This window comes from Glutamicibacter bergerei, from assembly GCF_054495185.1.
In genome coordinates this window covers 31,987-56,620 of record NZ_JBTMZF010000003.1, presented here as the reverse complement: position 1 = coordinate 56,620, position 24,634 = coordinate 31,987, and the positions used below count along the sequence as shown (strand labels likewise).

Here is a 24,634-nt window from a genome sequence, read left to right as displayed (position 1 = left end):
ACCCGGTTGTCCTTGCCCCGATGCCCGATTGTTGCACTCCTGAAAGCCCAGTCAAGGGCGCTACGCGTCGCTGCGCGATAGGCTCCCCCTACCCTTGACGGACCTTTCAGGAGTGCATTTTGGCATGTATCGGAACAAGGGGAATCCATGCAGTTATGCGCAAATCTTGCGTTTGATCTGTGATGCAATTTTTCTAGCAAGCTAATTTAAAGCATAAATAATTTGCAATAAAGATCGCAATATAGCTTGCTAGCAAGCTAGCAATTTGATAGACTTGAGGTATCAACAGGGGATAGGAACCCACGCTGGACCATCCAGCTCGGGCCTCGGTTGAAAATCAAGGAAAGGCAGTCACAATGACTACCATCGAAACCACTGCTGACACTGGCCGAAGGGTCAATGCTCCGTCACTGCCGGAAAGCGTCTGGGATCATGGCTACGAGTACATGGATCTGGCCAGTCAGCATGGATGGGGAGCTATTGGCTCATGGGGCAAAGACGGCTGGGATCTGGGGGATTGGCCATATATGATCATCTTCTACCGCGGACCAAGTGAAGCTACTGGTAACGCTTGGGGAGTAGGTCAGTACATCGAAGGCGACCTTGAAACGAAGTATTACGAAACCCGCGAGAGCTTCCTTGGAGCTATGGATCGCAAGGCGTTCGACCACTGGAAATTCCACACAGAGCAAGCGCCACCCAATTTGCCAGAAAAATTCGAAGATCTCCCGGAAGAATTCCGAGGAATGACCCGCTTCTAACCGCACTGGTTGCCCCGCTAGGGCGGGGCAACCGTGACTCCATAATTGCAGCAACATGAGACGGAGGAAGAGCGATGAAAAATGCGACCAGGGTTTACAGCAAGCCCAACTGTGTCCAATACAGCGCGACTTATCGAGCACTGGATAAAAAAGGCATCGAATATCAAAAAATCGATGTAAGCCAGGATCCTAGATCCCTCGAATTCATCCGTTCTCTGGGATACGCACAAGCCCCCGTGGTGGTCACTGGGCAAGACCATTGGTCAGGTTTCCGACCCGATAAAAACGCCGTCCTCTAACCCGGTTGTCCTTGCCCCGATGCCCGATTGTTGCACTCCTGAAAGCCCAGTCAAGGGCGCTACGCGTCGCTGCGCGATAGGCTCCCCCTACCCTTGACGGACCTTTCAGGAGTGCATTTTGGCATGTATCGGAACAAGGGGAATCCATGCAGTTATGCGCAAATCTTGCGTTTGATCTGTGATGCAATTTTTCTAGCAAGCTAATTTAAAGCATAAATAATTTGCAATAAAGATCTCAATCTATCTTGCTAGCAAGCTAGCAATTTGATAGACTTGAGGTATCAACAGGGGATAGGAACCCACGCTGGACCATCCAGCTCGGGCCTCGGTTGAAAACCAAGGAAAGGCAGTCGCAATGACTAGCATCTCAAGCAACGTAAGCATCTCAGCTTTCGTTCGTACCAGCCTCAAGTTCGACCCACAGGAAGCCGTAGCGATCGTGCTGTGCAACGAGGGATCGGCACTGGCCACCTTGCGAGTCGATCTCTACACCGGTGGACATGTAGCCCAATGGGTTGAAGCAATCCACGGCATCCTCGGCAAGGTCACCGCCGACAACGCCGTCGATGCAACGGTACTCGTTGCCTACGACGATCTAGGAGAATTCAAAGGCGGACAGTACAACGCGCTATCCGAGCTCCTGGAGGAGCTCGGTGCGCCGGTTCGGCGTGCGGTACTCGTCGCCAACGAGCAGATCATGGACTTCAACGGCGACGGAACCGACGCCGTAGCCTACGCAGAAGTTGAGGCCGAAGCTATTACCCTCGAAGACCGACTGCACGGCAAGAACCCAATAAACGATTGGGAGGCTTTCTTTCGGTCAACCTTCAGCACCGTTTTGGTGTTCTTCCGGTACCACGCCCGACGCACCACAGCTTCCTGATCAATGCGGACCTCATCGGCGGCAAACACCAACGTGTCAGGATCAGCTAAGGGTGCGATCAGTTCTTCACGAATCTCCGCAATCCGCGCCGCAATCAGCTTTTCGTCCGCTCGTTTACGATCAAACTTCTCCGGTTTGTGGAATGAGAGTCCAGCCATGCGCAGCAAGAAGTGGTAGGACGAATCCGAGGCATACTCCACGTTGAAGGTGGCCGAAAGCCAATGATCAAGTTTGGGGACATCCCAAAATTCCGCCGGCACATATTCGTCTCCCGGCTGTTGGGATAGAACCTGCAGGACAGCCTCGCGTTGTTCCTCGCTCAGGAAACTGCGGTTCAGATTTCCGGTATGCCCGGTATAGAGCGAGGCCATGCGTTGTTTCTCCCAATTCACTACCCAGTCCTTGAAGGTTGAGGGTTCACGGTCGACAAAGTCGGCAACAATAACCGGGTCAACATCATGGGAAAGCAACAACAATGCCTCGGCCTTTTTCACCACGTGCTTGTGCGGAGCCTCCGCCTTGTAACTCATCAGTAGGCGTCGTTCGGCATCGCTCAGGACAGGGGTTCGCATGCTTTCGAGTCAACACGACGCAAGCAAACAGTAAGGGGATTAACGCGCCGAGATCAAATGGTTTATGAAACCGATTTTGAACTGGGGGCGCCATAGAACTCCCATCGTTCCAGCGGCCCTGCCACTAGGTGAGGGATGGTTCTGAGTTCTCGCCTACCCGTATGTTGGATGCTCCCTGATAACGGTGACTCCCGGTACTTTCGCCTTGCAACCTGTGGGCTAGATGTGGACGCCATTTTACTCAATATCTCTGCTTGGCAGAATGCACATCTGGACAGCAGTAACGTGATGTGTTTCACTTGGGTCACGGATCTGACGCAACGATGAGGGAGAACCGAATGACTTTTGCAACAATGGGCCGTCGCGGATTTATCAAAATTACAGCTGTCGCTGGTGGCACGTTACTTCTCGGAGGGCTAACGGGCTGTGGCCAAAACGGCAGTGGTGGAGGGAGCAAGGGATATTCCGGTGATGTGGCAATCACTGGCCTTGCCAGCCTTATCCACTCCGCCCCGTTTTTCATCGCCCAGTCCGAGGGCTACTACGAGGAAGAAGGGCTGACCCTCGAGCACATTCAGTTCCCCGGAGGGCTTGACACTGTTCGAGGGATCGACTCGGGGATTGGTTTCGGCACGGCTTCCACGATTCCGGTCTTTATCGCGGCGGAGAAGGGGATGGACGTGAAAATTATCGGTAACGTTTATACAGCGGCTTCTGTCGACTTCATCACACTGCCAGACTCTCCGATCTCTTCCATTGAAGACGTGAGGGGCAAAAAAGTCGCAGTCAGCACACCAGGCTCGAATTCGTCTTATTTCGCAGACCGAACGCTGCGGGCTGCCGGCATAATTCCCGGTGAGGACGTCGAACTTATCAGCGTCGGCTCAGCGAGTGATTCCTGGACTGCCGTCTCCAAGAATGTCGTTGACGTAGCGTGGACCGCGTCGCCGCTCTCGGAGAAGATCGCGTCGGATAACGGTGCGAAGGTGGTTTGGCGTTCCCGCGATTATGTAACGGACTGGTCGGATACCTGCCTCGTGGCTACAGGAGCGTTCATCGACGAAAATACTGAGGCGCTGAAGGGCTGGGGCCGGGCACTCCAAAAGGGGATGGACCTTATCACGAACGATCTAGAAAAGGCCGCTGAGGTCTACGGAAAGGCTATCGATTTCAAGCCCGAGGTTGCGCTCGAGGCGCTTAAGAACTCACAGAACTTTTTCAGCCTGGACTTTACTGATGCCCAGCTGGCTGCTGTGGTCGCCGCCGGTAAAGAACAAGGTCAGATCACGAAAGAACCGGACATGGATGCCGTCGTTATGAGGAACTTCTTTTCATGAGCGAAACATTGGTAAGTAACAGTGACGTCGTTTTCGACAATATTGGGATGACTTTCGATACCAATGCGGGAGTAACCCAGGCAGTCGCTAACGTTTCTGGCGTTATACCGGAAGGAAAATTTATTTCCGTCATCGGCCCGAGTGGCTGCGGGAAAAGTACGTTACTTGACATGGTCGGCGGTTTACTCAAGCCCACCAAAGGCACGGTCAGCATTAATGGCGAGAACGTGACTGGTCCTCGGCGGGACACTGCAATGGTATTTCAAGAGGATTCCACCCTGCACTGGCGCACGGTACTGGACAATGTCGCTTTCGGGCTAGAGGTCAAAGGTGTCCCGAAAGCTGCGCGCTATGAGAGTGCACGCCGAATGATTGATCTTGTTGGGCTCAGGGGTTTCGAGGACCATCGACCGGGCCAGCTTTCCGGTGGAATGAAGCAGCGCGTTGCCATTGCCAGGGCTTTGGCAATGGAGCCACGCGTACTCCTCATGGATGAGCCCTTCGGAGCTCTGGACCAGCAGACCAGGCAATTCATCGGGAAAGAGCTGCTACGCATCTGGGAGAAAACCCGTAATCGTGTGTTATTCATTACCCACGATATTCAGGAAGCGGTCTACCTCTCTGATGAGGTCTGGGTCATGTCAGCTCGACCCTCCGTCATCAAGGAAGTGGTGACCATCGACTTGCCGCGGCCACGACCAGAGGGAACCCACGCTCTACCTAGGTTTCGTGAACTGGAAGACCACCTATGGGCGCTGGTGAAGGTTGAGGCTGAGAAAACGCTGGGACCAGGAGCGCGGCTGGCGTGAAAGTCTTGGAAAAGCCCATGGTTGTGGGGGCGAAGCAAAAAGCAGCTCTCGTATCGCGCGCAGCGCTAGTCCGTTGGGCAATTATTGTGGCGATTGTTGCCATTCTTGAGATCACCACTAGAACAGGCATGATCAGCCAATCTCTGATGGTGGCACCATCAGAGATCCTGATTCGATTAGTGGAGATTGTCCCAACGGACAGGTTCGGCCAAGACGCGTCCCGGACTCTGACTACCATCTTGGTGTCGTTCATCATCGGGCTTGTGCTGGGACTCCCGCTCGGGGTTTTCTTGTGGCGGATACCGGCTGCAGGGCGCATTCTTGAGCCGTTCATCGTGACCGGCTACGCAATGCCCACTTTGTTGTTTTATCCTGTTCTCTTGGCCGTGATGGGACTCAACGCAGGACCGATCATCCTTATAGCTGCGTCGATGGCCCTGATCCCGATTGCGCTAACTACGATGGTTGCCTTGAATGCAATCAAGCCTATCCTTCACAAGCTTTCAAAGTCGGTCAGTGCCTCCCCTCGGCAGTACTACGTGAAAGTTCTCTTTCCGGCGGCGACGCCGCTTATTTTCCCGGGCGTGAAGCTCGGGTTTATCTACTCAGTGATCGGCACTATTGCCATGGAATTCATCCTCGCATCCAAAGGAATTGGTTTTCGGGCCGGTTTCTACTATCGGGAACTCAATACCGCTGACATGTGGGCATATATCGCTGTTGTCATCGCACTGAGTGTGTTGGTGAACAGCGTGCTTACCTGGCTCGAGAAACGAATTAGAAGGGACATGCAGTGAGTACTGATGTAACGACTCCTTTGCTTCCGAGAAGTACCACCCAACAGAGCGCGCAAAGGTCCAGGGCTATCCGGGACAACATGTGGCGTGCTGCCGTGTTGGTGGCGGTGGTGCTCCTCTGGGCGCTGCTGTCTTCCATTAGTGACCTCGTCGCTTCGCCCGCTGACTCGCTGAACGCGTTGGTGGAGCGGTTCGCTAATGGCTCCATATACAGGCACCTAAACGCTACTATGCAGTCAGTGGCTATCGGATTCTTCATCGCCGCTGCTATAGGTTTTCCGCTGGGCTATGTCATTGGGCGGAGTAAGTTTCTCGGTGCGGTCTTCGATCCCCTGATCGCAGGCGCCTTCGCCATCCCGCGCGTAATCTTCTTTCCCATTCTTCTGCAAATTTTTGGAGTGGGGGTGGGAGCGCAGTCCGCAATGGCGGCACTGGCCGCGGTATTTCCCATTATGGTCTCGACAACGGCGGGCGTCCGTGCCATCAACCCGCTTTTGCCTAAGCTAGCGCGTTCGCTTAATCTATCCCCGCTGCAGACCGTGACCAAGATATACATACCGGCCATGGCACCGTCCCTTATGGTGGGCATTCGGATCGGCTTCAGTATCGCGTTCATCAACGTGATCATCGCGGAATTCTTCGCGGCTCGCGCTGGTCTTGGGCTCTTGGCGCTACGAGCATACGGGATGCTTGACCTCCCAACTATGTACGGAATCATCGTGCTCCTTGCTGTCATCGCACTGGCCGGGAACCTCGTGCTGTGGGCAATCGAGCGAAGGCTGGACAACAAGCTCTAGCCCGGGGGCTGTATGCCCGCTCATCGGTGTGTGTCTGATTACTCAACGGATTAAGAAAGGGAAAATATGTCTGCGACTGCTGCCCGGGAAGAATACCAGAAATTAAGGTCTCAATTCCAGGAAAAGGGGCTGGGAGGGAGGATCGGCTTCGGGAGTCGGCCGGCACTTTTGGTGATTGACATGATCCGCGGATTTACGGATCCGAATTCGCCCTTGGCCGGAGACCTTAACGAACAGCTTGCAGCGACTAAGGAGCTTCTGGATAGGGCGCGGGCTGCGGACGTCCCGGTGATTTTTTCTACAGTTGCCTATGATAGTGACCTGCAGGAAGCCGGCAAATGGATCCAAAAGATACCATCCAACAGCTGGTTAGTCGAAGGAAGTGAATGGGTGGAGCTTGACGATAGACTCGACCGTCAAAGCAATGAGATGTTGCTTGTGAAGAAGTACGCATCCTGCTTTTTTGGTACTGACCTTGCTGCGCGACTTGTGTCTAGGGGGATCGATACACTGCTCCTTGTCGGCGCTACTACCAGCGGATGCGTGCGGGCCACAGCCGTGGATTCCTGTTCGTATGGATTCCACACCATTGTGGTCGAACAGGGTGTCGGGGACCGGGCCGAGCTGCCGCACCTCGCAAGCCTTTTCGATATTGATAACAAATATGGTGATGTTGTTGGCCTGGAAGAGGCAAACACCTATCTTGAACATGTCCGTGGTTAGAACCAAGACGTCGAAGAAGTTAGCACGTCATCGCTCCAAATGCCCGTCGACGCAATTGCGGCAAACCATCGCCCCGCAGCACAGGCCAAACCTTGGGATCCTTCAGCGCTGACAGGACCCTGAGCATTATCGCAACGGTATTGTTCTCGTTCGCTCTCGGAACCTTGGCAGTGGTAGTTCCAATATTGGCCATTGTCGCAGGATATGGGGCGGTTGAAGTCGGAATGATTGTTGCAGTTGCCGCTGTTTCGCAGCTGGTAACGCGCCTATTTCTTGGTGTGCTGATGCGCAAGGTTCCCGATAAATCGTTCATCGCGGGAGCGGCACTCATGATCGCCGTCTCGTGTGCTCTTATCGCGCTCTCGCACGCCTTGGCGGTTTTCGTTGTGTCACAACTGGTTCAGGGTTCAGCTCGTGCCTTGTTCTGGACCAGCAGCCAGACGCACGCTGTTCGCACGTCAACTTCGTCCGTTAAGGGATTGACTGATGTCAATCTTGCAGCTGGGTTGGGATCCCTCTTGGGCCCTGCATTTGCCGGTTATTTATTGGAAATTTCCCCCTCGCTGCCGCTGATAGTAGCGGCAGCGGCGGGATCGGTAGCCGTCATTCCTGCAGTCCTTTTAAAAAGACTTCCGGTGTTTGCTCCGGATCATTCCAGCAGTGGAATTTTGGCTGGAGGACTGTGGCGGAGGCCAGGGGTTGATACCTCCTGCTGGATGAACGCTGGAGCTGGTGCTTGGAAGAGCCTCTTGGACTCCTACGTTCCCATCGTATTATCCCTCGCCGGACAAACCATCACCGTCATCGGCATCCTTGTATCAATAGCCAACTCAGCCGTTCTAGCCGGAAGTCTGGCCGGAAGCTGGCTGCGCAAACGTGGAAACAGGATTTCCCTTCTCGCTGGTCTACTAGCCGCTGGAGTCGGTTTGGCCGCGGCAGCGTCACTGGCAGGCATAGTAGTTGCCGCCGCAATTGCCCTTGCTCTGTCCGGGGTTGGTGCTGGGATCCTTCAGACTGTCGGGCCGGCGATAGCTGCCGATGAAGTACATCCCGAAGAGCGCGGGGATGTACTGGCGCTGACTGGCACCGTGCGGGCTGTGGCGCTCTTTCTTACACCGTGTGTGATGGCGCTGTTGGTCAGCGTGGTCCCGGTTGCCGCAGCGATGGTCACAGCCGGAGTCGTTATGACACTTCCGGCAGCAAGAGGTAAAGGCAGAAAAAATCTCCCCCAGTAATCCGAATCTGAGCAATCAGAATCAGCTCCGGGCACCCGCTCCAGCAAGATTAGCTCAATGCTCAACAGAAAGAGGTATCCGATGATAACTGAAGCGATTGATACGAATGCTGCGGATGTTCCCCGACTGAGGTTGCTGCATGGGCACTCCATCCCACGCCTAGGTCTTGGTACCTGGCCGATGTTGGAGGATGAATGTGAAGCTGCGGTACGTTTTGCGGTGCAGAGTGGTTACCGCCTGGTCGACACAGCATTCCAATACAGGAACGAAGAAGCGGTCGGCCGGGGGATCCGTACTGCGGGCATCCCACGGTCCGAGTTGTTCATATCCAGCAAATTTAACAAGGAGGCCCACAGCATTGATGGAGTGCAGCGGGCGTACGACGAGAGCCTACGGAAACTCGGTCTCGACTATTTGGACATGTTTATGTGCCACTGGCCGGTGCCTGCGCTGGGTAAGTATGTGGACGCTTGGAAGGGACTCGTGAAGTTGTTGGAGGAGGGTCGCGTGAAAGCCATCGGTGTTTCAAACTTCAAACATTCCCACTTGAAAGAAATTATTGGTGCGACTGGAGTGGCTCCTGACGTGAACCAAATCCAACTGAGCCCCGACCTCGCGCGAACAGGGCCACGCGCCGTCCACGGGCTATTGGGAACTGTCACTGAAGCTTGGAGTCCTATCGGACGATCCTCCGGGCTGAGGTCTGACCCGACGATCATCGAGATCGCTCGGCGTCTGAATAAGTCTCCTGCCCAAATCCTGTTGCGTTGGCATGTACAGCAGAAGATTGTGCCCATCCCGCAGGCCTCAGACCCGCTCTGGATCAAACAGAACCTATCTGTTTTCGATTTCTCGCTCAGCGCCGACGCGATGGCCAAGATTCGGCAGTTGGACAAAGGCGAGGGCGCTGCGCGCGATTCTGACATGCCTGAAAATGGCCATTGAGTTCGGACGTTATTTTCTCTACTGAGCGGTAGGGGTTGACGAGATCGACATTTTGAGACATTCTCTTTTATACAGAATCTTTCTCTGCGATGCAGAGAAGCATGTAGTCCAATGTAAGGAGATCTTCCATGACAGACCAGACCGGCGTTATCCAGGACGTGCAGCGAGGCATGATTCCTGCACACATCTACAACGATAAGGAAATCTTCGAGCTCGAAAAGGAACGCGTTTTCGGACGGAGCTGGCTTTTCGTTGCCCATGAGTCCGAGGTCCCCGAAGCTGGCGACTACGTCGTGCGCCACGTACTCGAAGACTCCTTTATCATTTCCCGCGACGAAAAGGGCGAGATCCGTGCTCTCTTCAATATGTGTCTTCACCGCGGCATGCAGGTCTGCCGGGCCGAGATGGGGAATGCTTCGCATTTCCGTTGCCCCTACCACGGCTGGTCCTACCGCAACGATGGCCGCATCGTGGGCCTTCCATTTCATAAGGAAGCTTATGGCGGGGAGGAAGGCTTCAAGAGAAAAGGTCAGACCCTGCTCCCTGCGCCTTCTCTAGGCATATACAACGGGCTGATTTTCATCAGCCTTGACCCTGACGCAGAACCTCTTGAGGACTTTCTGGGCGATTTTAAGTTCTACATGGATTACTACACCAAGCAAAGCGCTGACGGTATTGAACTCCGGGGCCCCCAGCGGTGGCGGGTCAAAGCGAACTGGAAAATCGGTGCCGAAAACTTCGCCGGCGACATGTACCATACACCCCAAACGCACACTTCGGTTGTAGAAATTGGCCTGTTCCGCGAACCCAAGGCTGAAAAACGCAAGGATGGAACAACGTACTGGGCGGGCAACGGCGGCGGTACCACCTACAAGCTTCCTGAAGGAACCTTGGAAGAGCGGCTCCGGTATGTCGGCTACCCCGACGACATGATCACGCGGATGAAGGAGCAATGGAGCCAGGAACAGCTCGATGTGGTGGGCAAGGACGGATTCATGGTGTCAGCAGCATCGGTCTTCCCGAACATGAGCTTTGTCCACAACTGGCCGAAGGTAGAAGAAGATTCTGATGAAGTTCTGCCATTTGTCTCCATCCGTCTGTGGCAGCCCATCAGCGAGGACGAGACCGAGATCATCTCGTGGTTTGCCGTGGACAAGAACGCATCCGAGGAGTTCAAGGCACTTTCCTACAAGGCCTACCTCATGTGCTTCGGCAGTGGCGGCATGTTTGAACAGGACGATGTAGAGAACTGGGTCTCGTTGACCAGCACTGCGGGTGGCCCGATGGCTCGCCGCTTGTTACTAAATAGTCGCATGGGCATGCTGGAAAACGGCGAGAACGTTGTAGAACCCCTGACCTCAGATGAGTATTCGGGACCAGGCTCTTCCCGCGTCGGTTACAGCGAATACAACCAGCGAGAACTCCTGCTGCGGTGGGCCGACCACCTCGAACGCCCGATGGAGAAGGCTGCCCAGCTGCATGTTGGATCTAATCCCATTCAGACCCCGTGCGGGGATGAAAAGGGGGATCCTTCACAGGAAGCCGTCGGGAGCACCGACACCCCAGCAGCCCAGACCATCACAGAGGAGGCCTAAGCCATGAGTATTGAATCCGATCGCAACGGCAAGACCCTTTCGGAGCAGTCTATCCTTGGCGGCCACGCCCCACGTACCCAGAGGATAGGAGAATCCCTCCCGTTTGATGACACACTCCATCTTCAGGCCCACCGGTGGCTGGTTGACGAATCCTACCTCCTGGACGACCAAGATTATGACGCATGGATGGCACGAATTGCTGAAGACGTGCACTATCTCATGCCCGTCCGGGTGACTACCGCCCTCGGTGCCGGTTACAGCACGTCTCCCGGTATGGCCCACCTCGACGAAAACATGTACTCGTTAAGTCGTCGAGTCGCACGGTTTGCCACAGAGCATGCTTGGACTGAAGATCCTCCCTCACGGTTGCGCCACTACGTCACGAACGTTCGAACGTTCCGCACAGACAATCCGGATGAAATTATCGTGGATTCGGCAGTGTTGCTCTTCCGAAGCAGAGGTGACGTGAGGGAGGCTGCTACGGTTTCCGCCGGACGCGAAGATCTTCTCCGCCGCACCGGAACCGGATGGGAGCTGGCACGTCGAACCATCATGGTGGATGAGTCTGTTATCCGCATGCAGAACCTGGCCATATTCCTATGAAGATTGAATGGGAAGGTGAGGAAGAAGACCGACTTGCCGCCATTCGTGCGGCAGAGGAACGAGACCGGCTGGAAGCGCACATCAATGGCGCTCCGATCATCATTGCCAATGAGTTTTCTGAGATTCACATTAAGAGGGTGGAGACCCGCAATGGTTCGCGGCTGATGATCTCATCTCCGCGCTCCGGCCAGTGGGTTGCTTTATGCCCACTGGAACTCGAATCACTGACATGGCAGGCGCCCTCGACGTTTTCGGCGATGATTGGAAATCCGTTCGGTCCACTTATCGGTGAGGGTGAACATCCGCCCCAATTAAAGAAGAACAACACTTAGTCTAAGGAGTTTGAGCATGCCAGTTGTAAAAGCAGACCTAGGAGCCTGCCAAGGCTACGCCAACTGTGTTGTCGGCGCTCCCGATTATTTTGACTTGGATGACGACGGGATCGTCGTCCTCCTCAAGATTGATGTACCCGAGGCTGACCGGCAGCGGGTCGTGGAGGCAGCTCGCAGCTGCCCCGTTTCCGCACTTAGAGTGGAGGACTAGTTGGATACAGTAACTGTCATTGTAGGCTCCTCCATCGGGGGTGTGCGAACTGCTCAGTCCTTACGCCTGGAGGGATACGAAGGGCGTATCGTCCTCGTCGGCGAGGAAACAGAACTGCCGTATGATAAACCGCCGTTGTCAAAATCTTTTTTGGCAAGCACAGCAACTGAAGCCTCTATCTGTTTACTGAACCAGCAGCAGGCCCAGGAATTAGGAATAGAGCTGCAACTTGGACATGCAGCCACCGGGGTCGACATCACAGGAAACTTGCTGCAGCTGCAGGGACAGGAAGCCTTACATTTCGACAACCTGGTCGTAGCCACAGGTTCCTCCGCTCGCTCATCTCCATGGGGCGACCGCCCTGGCATTCATGTTCTTCGCACCCTCGACGACGGCCGCAGTCTACGCGGAAACCTCGCAAAAGGTGGGCAGCTAGCTGTTATCGGCGCAGGTTTCATCGGCGCGGAAGCCGCGGCGACAGCGCGGATGCTCGGACTGCAAGTGACAATCGTTGACCCCCTGCCAATCCCTATGAGCCGCATCTTCAACTCTGAAGTCGGACAGTGGTTCGGAGACCTGCACCGCAGCAACGGAGTGACGACAATCTTTGGTACCGGTGTCGAGGCCATCGACGGCGAACAAGGTTCCTTCACCTTGCGGCTTACCAATGGCCAGAACCTAGAGGCTGCCACAGTTCTGGTCGGTATTGGTGCCGTTCCCAACGACACCTGGCTAGAATCTTCCGGTCTGCTCGTGGACAATGGACTGGTTCTGGACGAGTACTGCCGTACCGTTGATGCCCCACACATTTACGGTGTCGGTGACGTCGCACGCTGGCGGCACCAGAAGCACGGCGAAGATATCCGGATCGAGCACTGGACCAACGCCGTCGAGCAGGCCGCTTGTGTGGCTTACAACATCACTCACCCTGAGAACCCGCGCGCCTACACCCCGGTCGAGTACGTCTGGAGCGACCAGCACGACTGGAAGATTCAGGTAGTAGGCCGGGTGGGAGGAAACGCTGAACAAGATATCATCGGAGATCCGGAAGTAAACGGGCGTTTCGCTGCTCTTTACACGGTTGACGGCACCAACCTGAGTGGTGCCGCCATCGTGAACTGGCCTAAGGCGCTTCTGGCCTGCCGCCGCGGCATGGGCACAGGAATAACAGTTCAAGAATTGCGGGAAAAACTTGAACCTATGCTCGATCCCCAGCCTTTGCAGGCATCCTGATGGGACAGACTCAGTCACCCCTAATACATGCAGAAGAGCGAGAGACCATCGCTTTAGCCTGCCGTGTGCTGGCCCACCGTGGCCTAGCCGACGGCATTCTTGGCCATATCAGTCTTAGAATGGGAGAAAATAGGCTGTTGGTTCGATGTCGGGGTCCACTGGAGCGAGGTCTGGCCTTTACCGAAGCCCTCGATATCCGCTTGGTGGACCTCGATGGCAATGCTGCTGCTGAGGGCGAGCTGGCAGGGGGATACACAATCCCCAACGAACTCCCCCTCCACACCGAGCTGTTAAGACAACGCCCAGACATCAACGCGGTTGTCCACGCACATCCGCCGCAGGTTGTCGCAGCGGACCTTGCCGGGCTTAGTATCCGCCCAATCGTCGGAGCCTTCGATATTCCAGGCACTCGCCTGGCCGCGAGGGGGGTACCCGTCTACCCACGTGGAGTGCTTGTCAGGAACCGCCAGTTGGCTGCAGAAATGCTCCACGCTATGGGTGATCGTCCTGTCGTGCTGCTTCGCGGACACGGGTTGACCAGCGCCGCGGGGAGCGTGGAGCAAGCAGTACTTCAGGCGATCAGCGTAGATACCCTTGCAAGATTGTCACTTCAGGTGACGTCAGCTGGAGGAACACTCAAAGACCTCCCAGACTCGGACCTAGTTGAACTGCCAGACCTCGGTGGGTTGTTTAACATTCAAACGGCTTGGAGACACGAACTCGCTCGGATGGATGTCAATGTTTCAGGCTGAAGCTTGTCAACAGGAAGTACAAACACTCCCACCAGCGATGAGTACGATATTACGTATGGAGATATCAGAAACAGACACCGTATCCAAGTACGGTACGCCGCCGCAGTACCCTATCGAATCTGTTGACAATGCATTACGGCTCCTCCTGTTATTTGAAACCCAGCCCAGCATCCGATTAACAGATGCGAGTAGCTATCTCGGTGTTGCATCGTCGACAGCGCACAGACTTATGGGGATGTTGCTCTACCGAGGCTTCGTGCGACAAAACCCAGCTACTCGCGTCTATGAACCAGGCCAAGCACTCAGCTCCATCGCCTTCGCCATCAGACGCCAGGTGGACGTTATAGCACTCGCTCGTCCTGTACTAGAGCAGCTGTTCCAACAAACTGGGGAAACAGTCCACTTCGCCATACTTGAGAAGACAGAGGTCCAATTCCTTGATGCCATTGAAAGCTCAAGAGCAGTGCGGGTCGGTTCCCGCCAAGGCATCAGGCTGCCAGCCAACTGCACTGCTACAGGAAAGGCTATGCTAAGCCGGCTCACTCAGGAGCAGCTCCGAGCCCTGTACCCAACCCAGGAGCTCCCTGGACTGACAGGAAATTCAATCACGTCATGGACAGAGTTAGAAGCCGAACTTGATGAGATTCGACGGCTCGGATATTCCACAAGCAAAGAAGAAAGCGAAGACGGCGTCACCTCAGTTGCCGTATCGATCGAGGGACCAAGCGGCACACTTTACGGACTCAACGTTTCCGTGCCGGCCCACCGAATGGTGGACAGGTTGCGAGCCGAACTCGGGGTAACGCTCTCTCTCGCCGCTGAAAATCTGCAAGGCCTGCTGCTTTAGTCCGTGCGTGCCGTACCGGGCGGACTCACTGAAGGGACTATGGATGGGTTGGGTTATACACTGGGTCAGCTCCGGGAGAATGAGGACGATGGTGCGGATAGTGGCCGACCGGTCTGACGCACTGACATCGTGATGCCGACTCGTCCCGGGGTCTGCGGAGAGCCCAAGCATGTTCAGGGTGGACAGGCCAAGACGGTCCGAGGTGGTGATCCGGGTGCTTAAGTTCGGTGATGGGTCCAGTATTGAAGTATGAAGGGAGATCCAGTTCCGCGTCCCTATCCCTCCGACCTGACCGCTGCGCAGTGGGCGCTGATGGCACCACCGGCCGGATTCATGATGCGCTGCGTGCCACAGTGCGCAACGCGAACGGTCGGGATCCGATGGCGTCGGCTGGCATTCTCGATGCCCAGTCCGTCAAGGGTGCCGACACCGTGGGGGTGGACTCGCGTGGTTATGATGCGGGGAAGAAAACCAATGGCCGCAAGCGGCACCTCATCGTCGATATAACGGGCATGTTGATTGCCGTCATGGTCACCGCCGCCAGCATGCAGGACCGCGAGGGCGGCACACAGGTTCTGGCCAAGGTGCGGATGGAGATGCCTTCACTCGCCCACGTTTGGACTGATGGCGGCTACGTCGGGAAGCTGGTCGAGTTCGCCCGCCAGAGGTTGCCGATGACATTGGATATCGTGAAGAAATCCCGGGGCCAGCACACCTTCGAAGCGCTGCCGCGGCGCTGGGTGGTGGAGCGTACCTGGTCTTGGGTGGTGCGTTGCCGCAGCCTCGGCCACGACTACGAGCGGCTTCCCGCTCATGTCGAGGCCATGGTCAAATGGGCCATGATCGGGCTCATGACTAGGCGCCTGGCACCGTCACCCGGACGCCGTCCATGGCAACCCGGAACGGCCGAATGACCACTTTCCCAACACGTTCTTAGAAACCTTTCGACGGGTGAACTCTGGCTGGCATGACTTGCTGGCTCTCAATAGCTGCATTCGACATGGGTCCAAGTGCTTTCGGAGAGCAGATCGGTCCATCAGGTGATGCCCAAGTTCCCTGCCGTTGGTCAGCCTTGATCGGGCTGCATTGGCAGAGGAAACGCTTTAGGTCTGCCGCGTCAAAGGATCGGCGAATTCGAAGTGTTATGAGTCTGGTATTTTCGAAGGCGACTGCGATGGGTGGTGCCATCACTTCAAGGTAGTGCAGACAGGCTTCGAACATGGCCGTCCGAAGTCCCCTGCACAAAACTGCATTCCGTTCCGTAGCCGTCTGCACCAGCGATCAAATCCGGGCACTTCAGCGGGTTTCGCGTTCTTGGGGGGCGGTAGTAAAAGCGTGAAAGGGTGTGCTGGGTCTAGGTGTCCGTCTGGGGTATGCCTTAAGCTGACGCCAGCGCGGACGTTGCCAAAAAATTACGAAATCAAGGTTTTTACTGGCGACAGGTTTCATGTTCTTTATTGGATTACGTTTTGCTCACCGTGCGAATGGCATAGGCGTTACATACTTTGTTCTTTAATACGACGGTAGAGCGTTGCTCTAGACATTCCCATATCTCGGGCTACCTGGGTCGCAGGTTCACCGGCCTGGAGGAGTTTCGCCGCAGTGCGGATCTGCGAGTCGGTGAAGGTCGGACGTCGGCCGCCGAGATCGCCGCCGGTGGTGCGGCGTTTGGTAACAGAGTCGTTGATGCGTTCGCGTTTGATCTCCAGCTCCATTTGCGCGAGTGCTGCCATGACGGTGAAGACCATAGCTCCCATGGGTGTTTTGGTGTCCACGTCGCCGCCGCCGAGGTTTAGGACGCGCAGTCCAATATTTCGGGTGCGGAGCTCTTCGGCGAGGTCGAGCATTTTCTGGGTCGAGCGTCCGAGTCGGTCCAGGGTAGTGATCACTAGGGTGTCGTTCGGGTGAAGTGCGTCGAGTGCTTTATCCAGTCCGGGCCGTTTGGCTAAGGCGCCGGAGAGACCGTGGTCGATGTAGAAGTCATCTCGTCGGACGCCGGCGGCGAGTAAATCTTGAATCTGCCGGTCCGCATCTTGAGCTTTGGTTGATACGCGGGCGTATCCGATCAGTTTCGTCATTGGTCCTTCAAAAGTGTCTCGTAACTAATAGTGTAGACAATATTCTATGACATTAGTTGAAGCACATAGTTGCGAGAATTGTGGACCGTTGGTTTCTAGCGTATTTTTCGTTGGGGGAGTGGAGCCCGATGAGACGTCTTGCAACCTATAACTTTTGCGACGCATTCCAGTATGGGTGGAAGAAATCCAAGGACACGTGAACAGTTGATCTTTTCTGTCTTGTCGCACTGACATCATGGGTATGTGACCGAATCCATCGGTTTCGCCATTCATTCAACAGCGTTGTCGCGCCAGGCATCGCGGAAGAGGGCCGCTGTGCGTTTGACTAACATCCGCGTCGAGAACTATGCACGTTTAGGTGATTTAAAACTCTCAGTTCGGGGCCACCTAGTCATTGTCGGCGCTAATGACGTCGGAAAGACTTCCCTCCTGCGGCTCCTCAATCTCCTTTTGGGAAGTACCGCGCAGCTTTACCAGAATCTTTCTAACGACGACCTGCAGCAGCCGGACAGGCCACTCATTGTCTCCGCCACCTTCAGCTCCTTCACGGATGCCGAGCGTATTCTTTTTCACCGGGAGATTGACATCGATCCCGTCGACCGCTCAGAGTCACTCGATGTTCGACTCGAAGTCCAGATCGATCCGGAAGACATCGAGTCTGTCCTCATCTCAAGATGGTGCCCGGGGCGTGGCGAGGTGAGATCTCCTACCAGAGAACAGATCGTAGCGTTCGGATGGCGCTACCTTCCCGCCGTGCGGTCCTCGTCAGTCAATAATCTCGATGGTCGTGATGGTGCCGTCCAGATACTTCTACGCGCAGTCGAGTCCGAGCTCGGTGATGAAAAAGCTACTTTCAGCACGTTACTTGAGTCATTCAATGACAAACTTAGCGACAGTTCCGCCCTCACCCAGCTGAGAAAGGGCATGGCACAACACCTCTCGAGTTCGATGCCGAAAGAAGTAGAAACAGATCAACTGTCGATCCGTACCTCCGCAGACCCCAGCAAATCAGTTCTCGAGAACGTGTCCATGTACTTCAAACGAGAAGGAGAATTTGCACCGCTATCGGAACAATCCGATGGCATCCGTCAGCTGATATCAATGACACTATTTGATCTCGCCCAGGGTGCAGCGAATGTAATCGCGATTGACGAGCCTGAACTACATCTGCATCCGTCCAGCCAACGTACTGTAGCTGAGCTGCTTACCAAACAGGTGAACCAAAAAATCCTGGTTACACACTCGCCTTATATCGTGCAAAAGTTTGATCCTGCACAAGTGGTTGCCGTCAGCCCGGACGGCGCGTGCCATCAAATCGATCCGACGACGTTTTCCATTGAAGAGCGTACACAAGCTCACTGGTGGTCGCCACGCATGCTGGAAGCTCTCACGGCGCGCTTTGCAATTGTTGTAGAGGGCATAGCTGACCGCCTGATCGTTGAGGCAGCCGCCCAAGCACGCGGAATATCACTAGATCGGATCGGTGCGATGGTCTTTGAACTAGGGGGCGCGGAGAACTTCCCTACGGTCTACAAGTTGCTCGGTCCGCACGGCTTCAACGTTCACGTGCTAGGCCTGGTCGACGAGGCCGAAAGCCCCCGCTGGGTCGGGGCTGTCGGTGGCAGACCCAAGAATGTCATTGGCACCACCGTCTTCATCTCCAAGGTTGATCTCGAAGACGAATACTGTCGCTCACTGGGCGCAGATCGGGTCTCTGAAATGCTCATCGATGCACACGTCGCGGATGAGTCAGCGATTCTCTCTTCGTGCGCAGCGGGCAGTATTCCCGAGGTGGATATATCAGCTCTGGCCAAGTTTTGTCGCTCGAGTTCGAAATCAGGAAATCGGAAAGTGCCTGCTGCTCTGGCCGTTTCAAAGTTGCTCACTGCCGATGAAGCCTTGAAGCTCGAGAGCGTAGCAGCACTTCTTACCCGACTCGAAACAGTCGCGAGCGAATCATGATAGAAATTCCCGACTATGGCGAAGCCGTGAAACATGACGCACAGAACCTTCTGGTCATCGCCCCGCCCGGTTGCGGTAAGACAGAGTTGCTTGCTCGACGGGCAGCGCTATTGATCCCCAGACTTAGCCCGAACCAGAAAATTCTTGCCCTGACTTTCTCGAACAAAGCCAAGTCCAACCTCACTGGTCGGCTTGTTAGTGTTCTTGGAGTTGAACGCACTCGAAAATATGTCAGTATTCACAATTTCCATGGCCACGCAGCGGAGATCGTCAGGGCACATGGAAGAACGCTCGGCATTGATCCGCAATTTAATATGCCAGATAAGCGAACACAATCCGACGCAATCGCCCCCTTGCTCGACGGGCTTTCAGAGAATGTTGCTGGTGATCTAAACAGACGAATCGAAGAAGACCTCCGTAATGCAAAGCAGCGCCCTAATAGCGACTGCCAAGTACTTGAAGCCCTTGCCGCCCATGGAATTACCCAGTCGGCCGAGATAGAGTCGGCGCGGCAAGAATCAGGGACGATCTACTACGATGATCTACTCAGACATGCCCAGAGGCTGATCCGTGTGCCGGAAATTGCGTCGCTTTATCGCAAGCACTACGGCGCCATGTTGGTGGATGAATTTCAAGATCTCTCTCCACAGCAACTTGATCTGGCAATTCGCAGTTGCGAGCAAAGTCGCACTTTCGTGGGGGACCCGCTCCAAGGCATCTATAGCTGGACAGGTGCCCGACCAATCGATGTGGAGAGACGACTGCGCAAGATCTGTGGCGAGCCTGTCGATCTCGGTGTCTCCTATCGATCTTCACCCAGAGTCCTCGGACTGCTGAACTTGGTCTCTGTCGGGCTTGGTGGTCAGGCTCTCCAACCGAAAGATCCCAACGCCTGGTTCGAAGAAGGCATTACTGTCGGAGCTAAATTCTCAACGGGGGCAGAAGAAGCCGCGTTCATTGAACGGGCGTCGGGTCACATTCTTAAGAAGCAACCAAGCGCCACAATTGGAATCATCTGTCGAGCAGCCTGGCGACGTAAACCTATTGACGCCGTATTTGCGGAGTCCTCACTGCCCAGCACACGGTGGGACCTCGCTGTCGATGATGCGGGCATCATCGAACTCATCAATGACGCTACGACGCGGCTTGGCGGAAACCCAGACCTTGCTGTCCTTAAGACCGAAGTACTCGCCCGGATAGATGCCACTGACTTGGACACTGCTGCTGACGTGGCGGAGGCTTTGGATCATCTCGAAAAACTGGCCACTGATGCCGGATCAATTCAGGCTGCTCTTATGCAATTTCGCATCCTCGATCAAGGCGACACCGCCATCCGACCGGGCGTTCATCTGCTCAATGCACACACTGGGAAAGGGCAACAATTTGATTGGGTTTTCATCCCCGGTTTCGAACAAGGCCATGTGCCCAGCTTCTTGGCGAAAAAACAATCCGAGATCGCAGAAGAACACCGCGTCCTCCTGGTGATGCTCTCCCGAGCTAGACACGGCGTAATACTCAGTCGAGCAGATTCACTGATCTCGAAGAAGGGTCAACCATACTCGACGAGAGTAAGTACCTGGGCTAACGAATTAAGAATCGGGCTAATTACTGATCAAGTCGGATTGCTCGAACATGTCGCTAGGATGCCGGAACAATCAAGTTGAGAATATTTACTGTCACGTAACCTAGGTGTCTCGAATCCCATGTGAGTTGCAATGTGCACCAATCCATAATTAGTAATCTTCATTCATTCTAATTTCATGTTCTAGCTGGCCTGCGGTGACTTGAACCCAGGACCCGATTTGCATCATTAAATCCGTGACGAATTCAGCTGCGCTTTCTAGGAGTTGTTCTCTCCCATAGCGAGTGACCATCACAGCCTGAACAGGTTCGTGGTTTTTCACTCGGTGCCGTTCGTCAAAGGGCTGGTAATGATTTGGAAGTGACGGATCTGGATGGCGGAAAATTTCCGTGTGTGGCTCTACACCGGCTTTCACCATGTAGTCACTAGAGATTGAACCTGAATCGACTGACTGGAGTATTAAAGCAATAATATCTTTCGCCATGGCCAAGAGATCATCTACAGGCACCTGCCCGACTTCTCTGATGTTTTGTCCGAACACCCCGTCGCGCGTGAAAGCGAGGGCAAAAGAACCATTTCCATGAAGTTCAATGCGAGCTTGTATCTTACCCGGTCCGCTAGTGCGAGAAGAAGCAAAAATAAATTTCCGCAGACCAACCCGAGTATCATTTTCCAGTAATTCGGACAGAGGTGAGAAACCTTTTTGCTTGAAATATTGATGACTGGCATGGAGGAAACGTCTGGCGCTTATTGCGTTTAGCCTGCGTTCATCTAGTCGCGATTGTAAGGGGACCGCGACGCCTATGATCCACGTAGGTCCGATACCTGGATTAGTGCCCCCAACGCTCTTGACCGTGTCAGAATAGATCTTCGCAAAGTCTTGTTCTTGACGTTGGCGACGCTGTTCTCTTTGCCTATAGGCGTCCGCCAACTGTCGTTCTGCCATTCGTCTGGTGTTCGACCCATCTCGCCATGGCGCTTGAAACCACTCATGATTTCCCTTTTGGTACAGCAAGTGCGGGCTATCAGCGCTTGGGGAAATTAACGCGACGAGCACCCCTTCATCGGAATTTCCCTCAGCAGTAAGGAACATCAGGTCTAAACCGGTGACAGGAGGATAAATTAGGTTGTTGGCTACTTGGCGTATATTCCTGAGATCGGTTTCACCGAATGATTTGAATGTTTTAATAAGTCCAGCCGCAGAGGTATCACCGTCCTGTTCTTGCACGCCATAGACAATCATCCCCCCACCTGAATTGGCCAGTGCTGCAATGTCTTTGGCGAGTTCGATTCCTTGTGCTTGACGACCCGCAGCATCTGTCGCTGTAAGAGGTGGTACAGATTTCCAATCAAGATTTGAGTTTTCTTCAATGCCTTCGTCAACCGCGCGTTGAATCAGCGAAAAATCTAGTGTGCTTCCAATATCGCCAAGTGCGGCATGTAGGGGTGTCCAAGGCATATTCTCAGCTTAACCCGTATAGAACGAAGTGATCCTTATAGATTTATATTGAGCAGTCTAAACCGTGAGTTCGGTGTTAAGCCTGAGCAACCTCGAGTAAATCGTCCGACAGTTACGTGTGTACGAGTTCGTTCTTTATTTTTTGCTTTGTTTGTTCAACGCGCGGTAAACGGTGCTACGGCTGACGCCAAGAACCTCACCAATTTGAGTCACTGTCATATCTCGTTGCTCATAGAGCCTTTTGGCAGTGCGCAGTTTATCGGGGGATAGAGATGCTGGGCGGCCTCCAGTGCGGCCGCGCGCTCTGGCGGCTTGTAGGCCGGCGTTGGTGCGTTCGCGGATGAGGTCGCGTTCGAATTCGGCCAGAGAAGCGAAGATGTTGAATACGAGGCGGCCACCGGAGGAGCTGGTGTCGATGTTCTCCTGGAGGGACTTGAACTCGATGTCTCGTTTTTGCAGTGCATCCATGTGGTTGATCAGATGGCGGATAGAACGACCGAGGCGGTCCAGCCGCCAGACCACGAGAGTGTCACCGGGGCGGATCTGATCGAGCAACTTGTCGAGCTCGGGGCGCGACTCGAGCGAACCGGAGGCAGTGTCGGTGAAGATGCGATAGCACCCCGCTTGGGTCAGTGCATCGAGTTGAAGTTGTGCGTCTTGATCCGCGGTGGAGACTCTGGCGTATCCGAGGAGGTGTCCCATGCGTCCCAATGTATCAATACTCGTTGGCCGTGTAGTGTATCGGCACATAGTTTATGACACTGGGTTTTGCGACGAAATGGCGTTGAAAATCTGTTGAGTTTTCAAGTGTCGGTGTTTTTCGGTCGAGCCACCGAGTCCGTGTGTCATAAACGACCGTTTTTGAAGCGAGTCATAGGTACTCCAGCGTTCGACTAAAAACATCCACTGTGTCCAATGTGTACACAAATGATATTGTGGTTACATGAACTCGATTACCTCTTCCCTCACGATTCGGGAACTTCGCAATGGACTGGCTGATACGGTAGGCCGGGCCAACTTTGGGCATGAGCGTGTGCAGATCACGAAGAATGGAAAGCCCGCTGCAGTCCTCATTGGACCTGAAGATTTCGAGCTTTTGGAGCAGCTGGAGATGCTCCGGGACGTCGCCGATTATCGAGCAGCCAAGTTGGTCGATGGCGGTGAGCGTATGAGCCTCAGTGAACTGCGCGCTGAGCTGGACGCGTGAGTTCGTACCGCGTCGAATTTACTACCGCGGCCGCTAAAGAGCTGAAGAAGCTAGACCCGGGTATACGGCGGCGTGTTTTGTCTGGTATTGCTGATCTGGAGAGAGAGCCTCGCCCTAGCGGGTGTAAAAAACTGGTAGGTGAAACTAACGCGTGGCGGGTTCGGATTGGTGACTACCGCGTTCTCTATGAGGTGATGGACGACGTTCTTGTTGTCACGGTCGTCCGAGTGGCACACCGTCGCGAGGTTTATAGGTAGTCGTTGCCTAGGTTGTCAGCTAACCGCGTCTGGGACGTTGTAGTGAGTGCGCCAGAAACGAACGATATTCACACAGTGAGAGCTACGCCCCGACATATTGTGCCCTGTATTGTGTGAAGTAACGGACGAGGCGCATTAATTGTCCAGTTGGTGACTGGACAATTTCGAGGAGCTTCATCATCGGCACTTATGGTTGATACATGTCCCAGATCGAACGAGAACTACCCAATGATTACTCTGATGCTCTGTTTGCATCACGGTTGCTTGATGAACCTTAGCGTCAACCAAACCTTCAGCAGACCCGCTGTTCCTCAGATGAGCGTCAGTTGACGTAAAGAACCGTTTGATACTGAGGCATGTAACCGATGTATTGCTCGCCCTTGCAATACCGCTGAATACTGACCGTGTAACCCTTGTTTCGGAGGTGCTTCACCCGAGCATTGGTTTCAGCTTTGCAAATTTGCAGGTTGTTGTACCACCGAGTCTGGGTGTCCGCTTGGGCTGCAGGAGCTAAAGCCACCATCCCGGCGGTCAGGCAGAGCGCTGTCGCCCCGGCGGTCACCATCTTCTTAATCTTCAGCACAGTTCGGTCTCCTTTATTCACATCAATTCGCTTTTATTAAAGACTAACTTGCTATTGTGTTCAGTCAACCCTAACTTGGCCATTAAAGCCACAAGAATCAGGCCTACGCGAGCACGATTTTCTGACATGTTGGCATTCACCCCAGTTCGTATAGTCCAGGGGCTCATTGACGGTTTATTTTGCTCTGTTTGGCAAAAAATATGAGAAAACGTTCCGGGTGGCCCGGAACGCTTTGCTCGACCTCGCGAAAAGGTTATTCAATTATGTGCGCCGCGTGAGTTCGCATCTCGATCATAAGCCGAGCAGGTGGAGCAACACAGGTCTACTCGGGGAGATTCAGGTAACTCTCAGAATTCTAATTGCAGCACGTGCAAAGAACGCAGTCAATGGATCTATCTATCTATCAATCAATCGGGTCGGGACAGATACCGTGCAAGGTCTGAAAAGTTTCATGGGGATGAAGAGGGCGGCGAGACTGAGCTAAAGGGTTCCGTTCGCCGCCCTGATTCTTCGCTTTACCTTGTTGCTCATTTTCCAGAATCGGGCGTCCGCTGGCGCGGCCGGCTGTGGACCGGCCTGGCGGCCGGTCGTCTTTTCTGTTTTTTGCTGCTGTCCTTCGGAGTGTACGGGCCACCTCCAAACCCACAAGCCACTCGCTGCGCTTCGGGCGTGCTGCACCCAGAAATTCTTAGGTCCGCGCTCCTTCGTCGCTTTTTCCGGCCAAAGATTTTCTGGTTTCCGCACCCCTGTCGGGTTGATGGGTTTTGCGGCTGGC

Annotated in this window: 26 protein-coding genes and 1 pseudogene; 22 read left to right on the top strand and 5 right to left on the bottom strand. The window is 54.5% G+C overall.

What is annotated here, in order from left to right; genetic code table 11:
• Positions 1-356 precede the first annotated feature (356 nt).
• The 3 genes from ACX5K5_RS17360 (at position 357) to ACX5K5_RS17350 (ending at position 1,943) form a co-directional block, all read left to right on the top strand.
• Positions 357-761: a hypothetical protein gene (locus ACX5K5_RS17360; protein ID WP_459175554.1), complete on the top strand. Its 405-nt coding sequence runs from the start codon at positions 357-359 to the stop codon at positions 759-761.
• Positions 762-835: 74 nt separating this feature from the next.
• Positions 836-1,060 (top strand): glutaredoxin-like protein NrdH, encoded by a 225-nt coding sequence (gene nrdH / locus ACX5K5_RS17355; protein ID WP_459175553.1) that lies wholly within the window; start codon positions 836-838, stop codon positions 1,058-1,060.
• 355 nt (positions 1,061-1,415) lie between these two features.
• Entirely contained in the window at positions 1,416-1,943 is a 528-nt protein-coding gene (locus tag ACX5K5_RS17350; RefSeq protein ID WP_459175552.1) for a hypothetical protein, read from the top strand.
• Here the strand turns inward: ACX5K5_RS17350 and ACX5K5_RS17345 are convergent.
• A pseudogene (locus ACX5K5_RS17345) lies at positions 1,844-2,515 on the bottom strand (transposase); the annotation flags it as partial. The gene ACX5K5_RS17350 and the pseudogene ACX5K5_RS17345 overlap by 100 nt on opposite strands.
• Before the next feature lie 338 nt (positions 2,516-2,853).
• Between ACX5K5_RS17345 and ACX5K5_RS17340 the strand changes: the two are divergent.
• The 15 genes from ACX5K5_RS17340 (at position 2,854) to ACX5K5_RS17270 (ending at position 15,645) form a co-directional block, all read left to right on the top strand.
• Positions 2,854-3,852 carry an ABC transporter substrate-binding protein gene (locus tag ACX5K5_RS17340; protein ID WP_459175551.1) on the top strand — a complete coding sequence of 333 codons (999 nt, stop codon included), beginning with the start codon at positions 2,854-2,856 and terminating at the stop codon, positions 3,850-3,852.
• Positions 3,849-4,661, top strand: coding sequence for an ABC transporter ATP-binding protein (locus ACX5K5_RS17335; RefSeq protein ID WP_459175550.1), 813 nt, complete (start codon positions 3,849-3,851; stop codon positions 4,659-4,661). The genes ACX5K5_RS17340 and ACX5K5_RS17335 overlap by 4 nt, the downstream gene beginning before the upstream one ends.
• Positions 4,658-5,458, top strand: a complete 801-nt coding sequence (locus tag ACX5K5_RS17330; protein WP_459175549.1) for an ABC transporter permease — start codon at positions 4,658-4,660, stop codon at positions 5,456-5,458. Before ACX5K5_RS17335 ends, ACX5K5_RS17330 begins: the two co-directional genes overlap by 4 nt.
• 80 nt (positions 5,459-5,538) lie before the next feature.
• On the top strand, positions 5,539-6,255 hold the full coding sequence (locus ACX5K5_RS17325) for an ABC transporter permease (RefSeq protein WP_459175548.1): 717 nt from the start codon (positions 5,539-5,541) through the stop codon (positions 6,253-6,255).
• A gap of 66 nt (positions 6,256-6,321) precedes the next feature.
• Complete coding sequence (locus ACX5K5_RS17320) at positions 6,322-6,978, top strand: N-carbamoylsarcosine amidohydrolase (protein WP_459175547.1); 657 nt, start codon at positions 6,322-6,324, stop codon at positions 6,976-6,978.
• A gap of 92 nt (positions 6,979-7,070) precedes the next feature.
• Positions 7,071-8,213, top strand: a complete 1,143-nt coding sequence (locus ACX5K5_RS17315; RefSeq protein ID WP_459175546.1) for an MFS transporter — start codon at positions 7,071-7,073, stop codon at positions 8,211-8,213.
• Positions 8,214-8,294: 81 nt separating this feature from the next.
• The gene (locus tag ACX5K5_RS17310; protein WP_459175545.1) at positions 8,295-9,158 is read left to right on the top strand and encodes an aldo/keto reductase; all 864 of its coding nucleotides are present in this window, start codon (positions 8,295-8,297) and stop codon (positions 9,156-9,158) included.
• Between the two features lie 128 nt (positions 9,159-9,286).
• Entirely contained in the window at positions 9,287-10,753 is a 1,467-nt protein-coding gene (locus ACX5K5_RS17305) for a Rieske 2Fe-2S domain-containing protein (protein WP_459175544.1), read from the top strand.
• Positions 10,754-10,756: 3 nt separating this feature from the next.
• Complete coding sequence (locus ACX5K5_RS17300) at positions 10,757-11,356, top strand: 3-phenylpropionate/cinnamic acid dioxygenase subunit beta (protein ID WP_459175543.1); 600 nt, start codon at positions 10,757-10,759, stop codon at positions 11,354-11,356.
• Positions 11,353-11,688: a hypothetical protein gene (locus ACX5K5_RS17295; protein ID WP_459175542.1), complete on the top strand. Its 336-nt coding sequence runs from the start codon at positions 11,353-11,355 to the stop codon at positions 11,686-11,688. The genes ACX5K5_RS17300 and ACX5K5_RS17295 overlap by 4 nt, the downstream gene beginning before the upstream one ends.
• 16 nt (positions 11,689-11,704) lie before the next feature.
• A complete protein-coding gene (locus tag ACX5K5_RS17290; protein WP_459175541.1) occupies positions 11,705-11,899 on the top strand; it encodes a ferredoxin in 195 nt (64 codons plus the stop codon).
• Entirely contained in the window at positions 11,900-13,132 is a 1,233-nt protein-coding gene (locus tag ACX5K5_RS17285) for an NAD(P)/FAD-dependent oxidoreductase (protein WP_459175540.1), read from the top strand.
• Positions 13,132-13,884 carry a 3,4-dihydroxyphthalate decarboxylase gene (locus tag ACX5K5_RS17280; protein ID WP_459175539.1) on the top strand — a complete coding sequence of 251 codons (753 nt, stop codon included), beginning with the start codon at positions 13,132-13,134 and terminating at the stop codon, positions 13,882-13,884. Before ACX5K5_RS17285 ends, ACX5K5_RS17280 begins: the two co-directional genes overlap by 1 nt.
• A gap of 37 nt (positions 13,885-13,921) precedes the next feature.
• The gene (locus tag ACX5K5_RS17275; RefSeq protein WP_459175580.1) at positions 13,922-14,731 is read left to right on the top strand and encodes an IclR family transcriptional regulator; all 810 of its coding nucleotides are present in this window, start codon (positions 13,922-13,924) and stop codon (positions 14,729-14,731) included.
• A gap of 302 nt (positions 14,732-15,033) precedes the next feature.
• Positions 15,034-15,645 carry an IS5 family transposase gene (locus tag ACX5K5_RS17270; RefSeq protein ID WP_459175538.1) on the top strand — a complete coding sequence of 204 codons (612 nt, stop codon included), beginning with the start codon at positions 15,034-15,036 and terminating at the stop codon, positions 15,643-15,645.
• A 582-nt stretch (positions 15,646-16,227) separates the two neighbouring features.
• Here the strand turns inward: ACX5K5_RS17270 and ACX5K5_RS17265 are convergent.
• Positions 16,228-16,809, bottom strand: coding sequence for a recombinase family protein (locus ACX5K5_RS17265; RefSeq protein WP_459175537.1), 582 nt, complete (start codon positions 16,807-16,809; stop codon positions 16,228-16,230).
• Positions 16,810-17,052: 243 nt separating this feature from the next.
• Here ACX5K5_RS17265 and ACX5K5_RS17260 point away from each other — a divergent pair, with 243 nt between their 5' ends.
• Both ACX5K5_RS17260 and ACX5K5_RS17255 read left to right on the top strand, forming a co-directional pair.
• Complete coding sequence (locus ACX5K5_RS17260) at positions 17,053-18,771, top strand: ATP-dependent nuclease (protein WP_459175536.1); 1,719 nt, start codon at positions 17,053-17,055, stop codon at positions 18,769-18,771.
• Positions 18,768-20,435: a UvrD-helicase domain-containing protein gene (locus tag ACX5K5_RS17255; protein WP_459175535.1), complete on the top strand. Its 1,668-nt coding sequence runs from the start codon at positions 18,768-18,770 to the stop codon at positions 20,433-20,435. The genes ACX5K5_RS17260 and ACX5K5_RS17255 overlap by 4 nt, the downstream gene beginning before the upstream one ends.
• Before the next feature lie 69 nt (positions 20,436-20,504).
• Here the strand turns inward: ACX5K5_RS17255 and ACX5K5_RS17250 are convergent, their stop codons facing one another.
• Complete coding sequence (locus ACX5K5_RS17250; RefSeq protein ID WP_459175534.1) at positions 20,505-21,812, bottom strand: AlbA family DNA-binding domain-containing protein; 1,308 nt, start codon at positions 21,810-21,812, stop codon at positions 20,505-20,507.
• A 135-nt stretch (positions 21,813-21,947) separates the two neighbouring features.
• Positions 21,948-22,514: a recombinase family protein gene (locus tag ACX5K5_RS17245; RefSeq protein WP_459175533.1), complete on the bottom strand. Its 567-nt coding sequence runs from the start codon at positions 22,512-22,514 to the stop codon at positions 21,948-21,950.
• 241 nt (positions 22,515-22,755) lie between these two features.
• Here ACX5K5_RS17245 and ACX5K5_RS17240 point away from each other — a divergent pair, with 241 nt between their 5' ends.
• Both ACX5K5_RS17240 and ACX5K5_RS17235 read left to right on the top strand, forming a co-directional pair.
• Complete coding sequence (locus ACX5K5_RS17240) at positions 22,756-23,019, top strand: type II toxin-antitoxin system Phd/YefM family antitoxin (protein WP_459175532.1); 264 nt, start codon at positions 22,756-22,758, stop codon at positions 23,017-23,019.
• Positions 23,016-23,276: a type II toxin-antitoxin system RelE family toxin gene (locus ACX5K5_RS17235; RefSeq protein WP_459175531.1), complete on the top strand. Its 261-nt coding sequence runs from the start codon at positions 23,016-23,018 to the stop codon at positions 23,274-23,276. The genes ACX5K5_RS17240 and ACX5K5_RS17235 overlap by 4 nt, the downstream gene beginning before the upstream one ends.
• Before the next feature lie 322 nt (positions 23,277-23,598).
• Here ACX5K5_RS17235 and ACX5K5_RS17230 read toward each other — a convergent pair whose 3' ends face one another.
• Positions 23,599-23,859 carry a hypothetical protein gene (locus ACX5K5_RS17230; RefSeq protein ID WP_013350364.1) on the bottom strand — a complete coding sequence of 87 codons (261 nt, stop codon included), beginning with the start codon at positions 23,857-23,859 and terminating at the stop codon, positions 23,599-23,601.
• Positions 23,860-24,634 lie beyond the last annotated feature (775 nt).

What these genes read in the sequence shown, in the direction of transcription:
- ACX5K5_RS17360 (WP_459175554.1), top strand. Translation starts at nt 357, where the DNA reads ATGACTACCATCGAAACCACTGCTGACACTGGCCGAAGGGTCAATGCT.
- nrdH (WP_459175553.1), top strand. Translation starts at nt 836, where the DNA reads ATGAAAAATGCGACCAGGGTTTACAGCAAGCCCAACTGTGTCCAATAC.
- ACX5K5_RS17350 (WP_459175552.1), top strand. Translation starts at nt 1,416, where the DNA reads ATGACTAGCATCTCAAGCAACGTAAGCATCTCAGCTTTCGTTCGTACC.
- ACX5K5_RS17340 (WP_459175551.1), top strand. Translation starts at nt 2,854, where the DNA reads ATGACTTTTGCAACAATGGGCCGTCGCGGATTTATCAAAATTACAGCT.
- ACX5K5_RS17335 (WP_459175550.1), top strand. Translation starts at nt 3,849, where the DNA reads ATGAGCGAAACATTGGTAAGTAACAGTGACGTCGTTTTCGACAATATT.
- ACX5K5_RS17325 (WP_459175548.1), top strand. Translation starts at nt 5,539, where the DNA reads ATGTGGCGTGCTGCCGTGTTGGTGGCGGTGGTGCTCCTCTGGGCGCTG.
- ACX5K5_RS17320 (WP_459175547.1), top strand. Translation starts at nt 6,322, where the DNA reads ATGTCTGCGACTGCTGCCCGGGAAGAATACCAGAAATTAAGGTCTCAA.
- ACX5K5_RS17310 (WP_459175545.1), top strand. Translation starts at nt 8,295, where the DNA reads ATGATAACTGAAGCGATTGATACGAATGCTGCGGATGTTCCCCGACTG.
- ACX5K5_RS17305 (WP_459175544.1), top strand. Translation starts at nt 9,287, where the DNA reads ATGACAGACCAGACCGGCGTTATCCAGGACGTGCAGCGAGGCATGATT.
- ACX5K5_RS17300 (WP_459175543.1), top strand. Translation starts at nt 10,757, where the DNA reads ATGAGTATTGAATCCGATCGCAACGGCAAGACCCTTTCGGAGCAGTCT.
- ACX5K5_RS17295 (WP_459175542.1), top strand. Translation starts at nt 11,353, where the DNA reads ATGAAGATTGAATGGGAAGGTGAGGAAGAAGACCGACTTGCCGCCATT.
- ACX5K5_RS17290 (WP_459175541.1), top strand. Translation starts at nt 11,705, where the DNA reads ATGCCAGTTGTAAAAGCAGACCTAGGAGCCTGCCAAGGCTACGCCAAC.
- ACX5K5_RS17280 (WP_459175539.1), top strand. Translation starts at nt 13,132, where the DNA reads ATGGGACAGACTCAGTCACCCCTAATACATGCAGAAGAGCGAGAGACC.
- ACX5K5_RS17275 (WP_459175580.1), top strand. Translation starts at nt 13,922, where the DNA reads ATGAGTACGATATTACGTATGGAGATATCAGAAACAGACACCGTATCC.
- ACX5K5_RS17265 (WP_459175537.1), bottom strand. Translation starts at nt 16,809, where the DNA reads ATGACGAAACTGATCGGATACGCCCGCGTATCAACCAAAGCTCAAGAT.
- ACX5K5_RS17255 (WP_459175535.1), top strand. Translation starts at nt 18,768, where the DNA reads ATGATAGAAATTCCCGACTATGGCGAAGCCGTGAAACATGACGCACAG.
- ACX5K5_RS17250 (WP_459175534.1), bottom strand. Translation starts at nt 21,812, where the DNA reads ATGCCTTGGACACCCCTACATGCCGCACTTGGCGATATTGGAAGCACA.
- ACX5K5_RS17245 (WP_459175533.1), bottom strand. Translation starts at nt 22,514, where the DNA reads ATGGGACACCTCCTCGGATACGCCAGAGTCTCCACCGCGGATCAAGAC.
- ACX5K5_RS17240 (WP_459175532.1), top strand. Translation starts at nt 22,756, where the DNA reads ATGAACTCGATTACCTCTTCCCTCACGATTCGGGAACTTCGCAATGGA.